The sequence below is a fragment of the Kitasatospora sp. NPDC127116 genome (assembly GCF_042677365.1).
Lineage (GTDB): Bacteria > Actinomycetota > Actinomycetes > Streptomycetales > Streptomycetaceae > Kitasatospora > Kitasatospora lactacystinica.
The window spans coordinates 39,493-46,245 of sequence record NZ_JBHXTL010000081.1; the positions used below are offsets into that span (position 1 = coordinate 39,493).

The following is a 6,753-nucleotide window of genomic DNA, read 5'->3' on the forward strand; positions in this document are numbered from 1 at the left end:
GTCAGATGGTGGCGGTGTCGATGACGAAGCGGTAGCGGACGTCGCTGGCGAGGACGCGCTCGTAGGCGTCGTTGATCCGGTCGGCGCCGATCAGCTCGATCTCGGCCGCCACGCCGTGCTCGGCGCAGAAGTCCAGCATCTCCTGGGTCTCGGCGATCCCGCCGATGCCCGAGGAGCTCATGCTGCGGCGCTTGCCGGCCAGCCGCCGGAGGTCGACCTCCACGGGCTCCTCCGGCAGGCCGACGTTGACCATGGCCCCGTCGGTGCGCAGCAGGGAGAAGTAGGCGGCGAAGTCGAGCGGGGCGGAGACGGTGTTGAGGACGAGGTCGAAGGTGCCCGCGAGCTCCTGGAAGGTCGCCGGGTCACTGGTCGCGTGGTAGTGGTCGGCGCCCAGCCGCAGGCCGTCGTCCTTCTTGCGCAGGGACTGGGACAGCACGGTGACCTCGGCCCCGAGCGCGTGGGCGATCTGCACGCCCATGTGGCCGAGCCCGCCGAGGCCGACGACGGCGACCCGCGTGCCGGGCCCGGCGTTCCAGTGCCGCAGCGGGGAGTAGGTGGTGATGCCCGCGCACAGCAGCGGGGCGGCCTTGTCCAGCGGCAGCGCGTCCGGGATGCGCACCACGTAGTTCTCGTCGACGACCACGTTCTTCGCGTAGCCGCCGTACGTGGGCCGGCCGTCCTTGCCGACGGCGTTGTAGGTCCACACCGGGCCGTCGTCGCAGTACTGCTCCAGGCCGGCCCGGCAGTTGTCGCAGGTGCGGCAGGAGTCGACCATGCAGCCGACGCCGACCCGGTCGCCGACCCGGAACCTGGTGACGCCGGGGCCGGCCCCGGTGACGACGCCCGCGATCTCGTGCCCGGGCACCATGGGGAAGACCGCCTCGCCCCAGCCCTCGCGGGCCTGGTGGATGTCGGAGTGGCAGATGCCGACGAAGGCGATGTCGATCAGCAGGTCGTGCTCGCCGACCGCACGGCGCTCGATGGTGGTGCGTTCCAGCGGGGCCTTGGGGCCCGGTGCGGCGTAGGCGGCGACGGTGGTGGTCATGGGAGTTCGTTCCCCCTTCTGCGGACGGAACCGCGATGGTCGGATCGGGCCGGGTCGGCCGGGCCGGACGGGTCGGGTGAGCCGGGCGGGTCGGTCGACCAGCACGTCCACGGTACCCACGAGGACGGTGCGCCGCTCTGCCGGCCCGGCCGGGGAGCGGCGGAGCCGGCCCCGGGACGCACGGTCGGGCAGGCCGGGAGGCGCCTGGCGCGACCGCACTCGAGTGGGTGATCATGATGTGACGTCCTGTCATGTCTCTTTGACGAGAAGGTGTTCGCCATGTTGGTCGACTGGCCCACCGAAGTGTTCGCGCTCCGCCTGCACCGCATTCCCGGCCTGGTGGCGGGCGCCGCGGCGGGAAGCCCGGAGGGCACCCCCGTGGTGCCCGCGCCCGTCCCGGCGCCGGAGCCCGCGCCCGCTCCGGCGCCGAAGGTCACCGACCTCCCGGTGGGGACGGGACGGGTCCGGGTGCCGGCCCGCCGCTTCGAGAAGCACGTGCGGACCATCGAGCAGATCTTCGACGAGACCAGCTTCCGGGAGGTCCCCGGCGAGCTCCTCACCCCGGGCACGCGCATCGAGACCTTCGACTTCGACCAGTACTCCCAGGGCGACTGGTACCAGGAGGGGCGGGAGGGCACTCTCGTGACCTTCACGGACAGCTACGACACGGCGGGCGCCGCGCGCAGGGCCTTCCACCGGCTGAAGGGGGAGCCCGCCCGCTACGTGGACTCCGCCGAGGTCGACGTCCACTACGTCCCGCCGAAGCTCGTCGCCCGTACCAACTTCCCCGCCGCGCTCTTCGACCGCATCGGCGGCAGCGACGCCATCTTCCGGACGCCGTACCGGCTGCCCAACGGGCACGGTTTCTACAACCGGCCGGAGCGCCGTGAGGGCCTCTACTTCCCCAAGCGCGACGGCGCCGGCACCGTCGTGCAGTGGAACAAGACCTGGATCGCGGACAACGACACCTCGTACAAGGTCTTCCTCTGCTTCGACGGCCGGTACTTCATCGACCAGATGGACATCACCTGGGCCGACGGCGAGAAGGGCTGACGCGGGATCCCGCCACGGCGCGTCGGGCACGGAACGTCCGCGGTGAACCGCCTGTGCCCCGGCGCGTGGATCGCCCAGGGGAGCCGACAGGTCGAGGGTCGGCTCCCCGAGGACGGGCGGGAGGTGCGAGTCGCCCGGGGTCCTGTACTTCAGGAGGGCGCCCCAACCGGCCCGGAGGCGATGCCGATCACTCGTTCGAGTGATTGGTGGGAGGTATTCCCCCGGGATGATCGCGGTGAGGTGAGCATGTCTCTGACGCCCAGTCAGAAGCACTGCCACGAAAGGCGGGCACAGCCATGTCCATCGAAGGAACCCCGGAGACCCCGTTCGCGCTCAGCGCCGAGGACCTCTCCAGGCTGGAAGCGATCCGCGAAGCGGTACTGGACCCCTCGCCGCGCCGGATCGGCCGCCTCGACCAGTGGGGCCTGGCCGACGAGTACGAGACCTACGCGGAGATCGCCGAGTACCGCGAGCTCTCGATCGCCATGGCGGACGGGACGATGATCGACGCGGCGCTGAGCATCCCGCGCAACCTCGCGCCCGGACAGACCTGTCCCGCGGTCGTCATGCCCGCGCCGCTGATCGGGATCGGCCGGAAGGCCTACCTCGGCATGTTCCCGCGCTGGGCGCTCGGCGGCTACGCCGTCCTGGCCTACAGCCAGCGCGGTCTGGCCGAGTCCGGCGGCGAGATCCACGTCGCCGGTCCGCAGGACGTGGCCGACGGGACCGAGATCATCAACGCGCTGGTCCAGATCGACGGAGTCGACCCGGACCGGATCGGGTTCTTCGGCTCCTCCTACGGCGCCGGAACCAGCCTGCTGGTGGCCGCGCAGGACCCGCGGGTCAAGGCCGTGGCCGGCACCAGCGCCTGGGGCGACCTGTTCGCCTCGCTGTACGAGAACGGCACCCGCCACCTGAAGGCCTTCGAGGCGCTCGTGCAGCTCTTCGGCGAGGACCGCTGCTCGAAGGAGTTCCGCGGCGTCATCGAGAAGATCCGCAACAACGTCGTCGACGACGAGGTCAGGGAGTTCGCGGCGGTGCGTTCGCCCCGGACGCACCTGGACGCGTACAACAATGCCAACACGCCGATCCTGCTGACCACCGCCTGGCACGAGACGATCTTCTCGGTGCCCGCCGTCGTCGACCTCTTCAGCAACCTGACGAGCCCCAAGTCGCTGCTCGTCCAGATCGGCGACCACGGCAACGGCGAACTCCCCGGCCTGTTCGGCCTCGTCTCCAAGCCCACCGAGATGGCCTACCGCTGGATGGACCACCACCTCGGCGGCAACGCGGGCGACGGAGCGGCGCCCCAGTTCGGCATCCGCTCCGAGTACATGCACAACCTGCTGTCCGAACTCCGCCACGAGGACTGGGAGAGCTACGCCCTGCCCCGCAGGCGGTTCCACCTCGCCGCCGCGGCCGCGGGCCACAGCGAGGCGCGGCTGGCCGAGGGGCAGCCGCAGTCGGGCTGGGCCCGCTCCGTCAGGGCCACCGGGCGGGACACCGAGGTCGTCGTCGCCCCGAAGCTGGTCCAGACCGGCCTGGCCGAGCGCCTGGGCCGGCCCCACGTCTACGGGACCGCCGAGGTCGACCGCGAGCTCGCCGCGATCTGGACCACCGCGCCGCTGGAGCAGCCCATGCGCGTCCAGGGAGACGTGCAGCTTCGGGTGACGGTGAAGCCCCGGGCGACGGACGCCACGATCGTGGCCTACCTGCTGGACTGCGACCCTGCCACCGGCCAGGCCCGCATCATCACCCACGCCCCGTACACCCTCACCAACGAGCAGGCCGGGCAGGCCACCACCGTGTCCTTCCCGCTGCAGCCCGCCCACTACGCCCTGGCCAGGGGCCGTGTGCTCCAGCTGGTCATCGGCACCCACGACCAGTTCTTCGCCGACGCCAACTCCACCCCCACCAGCATCGAGTTCACCTCGCCCCGGGGTGCCGAGTCCTACCTCGACATCCCGCTCGGCACCCTGGACTGACGCCCGCGCCCCGCAGGGCGCCACAGCCGGAACGGCCGGTCCGCCCAGCGGCGGACCGGCCGCCGGTTGTTCGGCGTTTTGTTCAATGACCGAGGACCGAACCAGAACAACCCCGGTGCGCTACACCAGTAGCGCACGCCACACCCGTGTCGTGCGCGGGACCAGGACCGTGGGCCGCGACAGCGCCGGACACCGGGAGAGTTCACCAGATGACGACGCTCTGCATCGCGAACAACCGCACCGAGGAGATGGTCGGGGACCTCACCGGGGCGACGCCGCTGGAGCAGCTGTTCGCCGGGTGCGGGGCACAGCGGATGCTCTGGTGGGCCGAGGACGGCGACGTCCTGGTGCTGCCCTGGGGCCCCGACCCGGAGTACCTGGCGTACGTCGCCGGGCTGACCGGGGTGCGGGCCGACAGCCTGACCTTCGTGGTGCCGCCGCCGGGCGTCCACGGCGACCAGGCGCTCACCACCGACCGCCTGGTCGACCCGGCCTTCCTCGCGGAGCTGCGCCGCGTCCTGGACGGGCGCACCGTCGACGAGGTGCTGGCCGTCTCGCCGAACGGCGCGGTGGCCGGGCTGGCGGCCGCGCTCGGCCTGGCGCACGCGATGCCCGGCCTGCCCTTCGCCGCGCAGGGCGGCAACGCCCTGGTCAACAGCAAGGCGGGGTTCCGGGCGCTGGCCGCCGGCGTCGGGGTGCCGATCCCGCCCGGGACGGTGGCCGGCTCGCCGGCCGAGGTCGAGGCCGCCGTCGAGCACCTGCTGGGGCAGGGGCACAGCGTGATGCTGAAGGTCGAGTACCAGGCGGGCGGGCTGGGCAACGAGATCCTCGCCCGGGACGAGAAGGTGGAGGCGGTCGGCGCCGAGCGGGTGGTTCCGCTGCCGGACCGGGCGGCGGTGGCCGCGTACGTGGCCGAGCGGTGGACCTGGCTGACCGGCGGGCGCGGCCAACGGGTGGTGGTGGAGCGGTACTTCCCCGACTGCGCGCCGTTGTACGCCCAGTTCCTCGTCGACGACGCGGCCGTGGTGCTCGCCGGCTGCGGTGAGATGGTCATGCGGCCGGTGGTGGTCGGCGAGATCACCCCGCCGGTCACCCCGGACGCGGGCGCCCTGGCCGAACTCGTCGAGCAGGGCGCCCGATTGTGCGAGTCGCTGCGGGTGATCGGCTACCGGGGCACGGTCAGCGCGGACGCCGTGCTGACGCCCGGGGGCGAGATCTACTTCCACGAGACCAACGGCCGGCTCACCGGCTCCAGCCACCTGCACGACATCTTCGCCGCCCGCCTGCTGCGCGAGGAGCACCGCGGCTCGCGCCACCTGCTGGAGCTCGCCGGCCTCAAGGTGCCGTCCTTCGCCGAGGCCGTGGCGGCGCTCGGCGCGGCCGGGCTGGCCTTCGACCCGCGGACCGGCACCGGCGTGCTGTACAGCAACGACTTCGGGCCGGCCGACGGCTCGGTGATGTACTGCGTGGTCGCCGAGAGCCCGGAGGCCGTCCGCGCCCTGGAGAGCGCGCTGCTCGCGCTGTTCGCCGGATGAGGCCCGGGGCGGGCGTGGACGACGCGACCGTGAACGAGACGACCGTGAACGAGACGACCGAGATCGAGACGACCGAGATCGAGACGACCGTGGAGGAGACGACCGTGGGCCAGGCGGAAGCGGAACGGGACGGGAAGGGGATGCGCGCCGCGCTGATCCACCGCTACGGCGGGCCGGAGGAGCTGTGCATCGAGACGGTGCCGGAACCGGTGGCCGGGCCGGGCCAGGTGCTGGTGGACGTCACCCTGGCCGGGCTCAACTACGCCGACCTGGAGATCCGCGCCGGCGAGTACCTGCAGCTCCCGCTGCCGCTGGTGCTCGGCGTCGACGCGGTCGGGCGGCGCCGCGAGGACGGCCGGAGGGTCGTCGCGCTGCTGCGCACCGGCGGCGGGTACGCCGAGGCGGCCGCCCCCGAGGCGGCGCACACGGTGGAGGTGCCGGACGGCGTGGACGACGAGCAGGCGCTCGCGCTGCTGGAGCAGGGGGCGACGGCGTACGGCGCGCTGGTCCTGTCGGGGCGGCTGCGGCCGGGCGACGCCGTCGGGGTGTCCGCGGCCGCGGGCGGGGTCGGTCACCTGGCGGTGCAGCTGGCCAGGGAGCTGGGGGCGGGCCGGGTGGTCGCCCTGGCCTCCACCCCGGAGAAGCGGGAGTTCCTGCGCTCGCTGGGCGCCGACGCCGTGCTGGACTCCGAGGATCCCGACCTGGGCGAGCGGCTCGCGGAGTCGGGCGGGCTGGACCTGTTCGTGGACTCGGTCGGCGGCCGGGTGCTGCGCGCCGGGCTGGCCGGACTGGCACCCTTCGGGCGGCTGGTGTCGGTCGGGGCGCGGGAGGGCGTGGAGGACGGCTTCACGATGGGCGACCTGACCGAGCGCTCGGCGGGGGTGCAGGGCTTCTGGCTCAGGCACGTGCTCACGGACCGGGCGCTGTTCGAGAGCATCGCCGACCACCTGTTCCGGCTCGCCGCCGAGCGGCGGGTGGTGGCGCGGATCGACCGGACCGTGCCGCTGTCCGGGGTGGCCGCGGCGCACCGGGCGATGGCCGCGCGGCAGACCATGGGCAAGGTGCTGGTGGACGTCCGCCGCGAGGCGTGAACGAAGCGCGCGAGGGGAGGGCGGCCGGCCGACCGCCCTCCCCA

The 6,753-nt window shown here is 73.0% G+C and carries 5 protein-coding genes; 4 read left to right on the top strand and 1 reads right to left on the bottom strand.

Features of this window, described 5'->3' with window-relative positions:
* Position 1 precedes the first annotated feature (1 nt).
* Positions 2–1,045, bottom strand: a complete 1,044-nt coding sequence (locus tag ACFVHV_RS28455; protein WP_359906780.1) for an NAD(P)-dependent alcohol dehydrogenase — start codon at positions 1,043–1,045, stop codon at positions 2–4.
* A gap of 279 nt (positions 1,046–1,324) precedes the next feature.
* Here ACFVHV_RS28455 and ACFVHV_RS28460 point away from each other — a divergent pair, with 279 nt between their 5' ends.
* The 4 genes from ACFVHV_RS28460 to ACFVHV_RS28475 all read left to right on the top strand — a co-directional run bounded on the left by ACFVHV_RS28460 (position 1,325) and on the right by ACFVHV_RS28475 (position 6,709).
* Positions 1,325–2,098: a hypothetical protein gene (locus ACFVHV_RS28460; protein WP_380354631.1), complete on the top strand. Its 774-nt coding sequence runs from the start codon at positions 1,325–1,327 to the stop codon at positions 2,096–2,098.
* Positions 2,099–2,394: 296 nt separating this feature from the next.
* Positions 2,395–4,083, top strand: a complete 1,689-nt coding sequence (locus tag ACFVHV_RS28465; RefSeq protein WP_380354634.1) for a CocE/NonD family hydrolase — start codon at positions 2,395–2,397, stop codon at positions 4,081–4,083.
* Positions 4,084–4,292: 209 nt separating this feature from the next.
* Entirely contained in the window at positions 4,293–5,618 is a 1,326-nt protein-coding gene (locus tag ACFVHV_RS28470; protein WP_359906772.1) for a peptide ligase PGM1-related protein, read from the top strand.
* A gap of 44 nt (positions 5,619–5,662) precedes the next feature.
* On the top strand, positions 5,663–6,709 hold the full coding sequence (locus ACFVHV_RS28475; protein ID WP_380354637.1) for a zinc-binding alcohol dehydrogenase family protein: 1,047 nt from the start codon (positions 5,663–5,665) through the stop codon (positions 6,707–6,709).
* Positions 6,710–6,753: the final 44 nt, after the last annotated feature.

Excerpts from the sequence above, each read along its gene's own strand:
- ACFVHV_RS28455 (WP_359906780.1), bottom strand. The coding sequence starts at position 1,045 with ATGACCACCACCGTCGCCGCCTACGCCGCACCGGGCCCCAAGGCCCCG.
- ACFVHV_RS28460 (WP_380354631.1), top strand. The coding sequence starts at position 1,325 with ATGTTGGTCGACTGGCCCACCGAAGTGTTCGCGCTCCGCCTGCACCGC.
- ACFVHV_RS28465 (WP_380354634.1), top strand. The coding sequence starts at position 2,395 with ATGTCCATCGAAGGAACCCCGGAGACCCCGTTCGCGCTCAGCGCCGAG.
- ACFVHV_RS28470 (WP_359906772.1), top strand. The coding sequence starts at position 4,293 with ATGACGACGCTCTGCATCGCGAACAACCGCACCGAGGAGATGGTCGGG.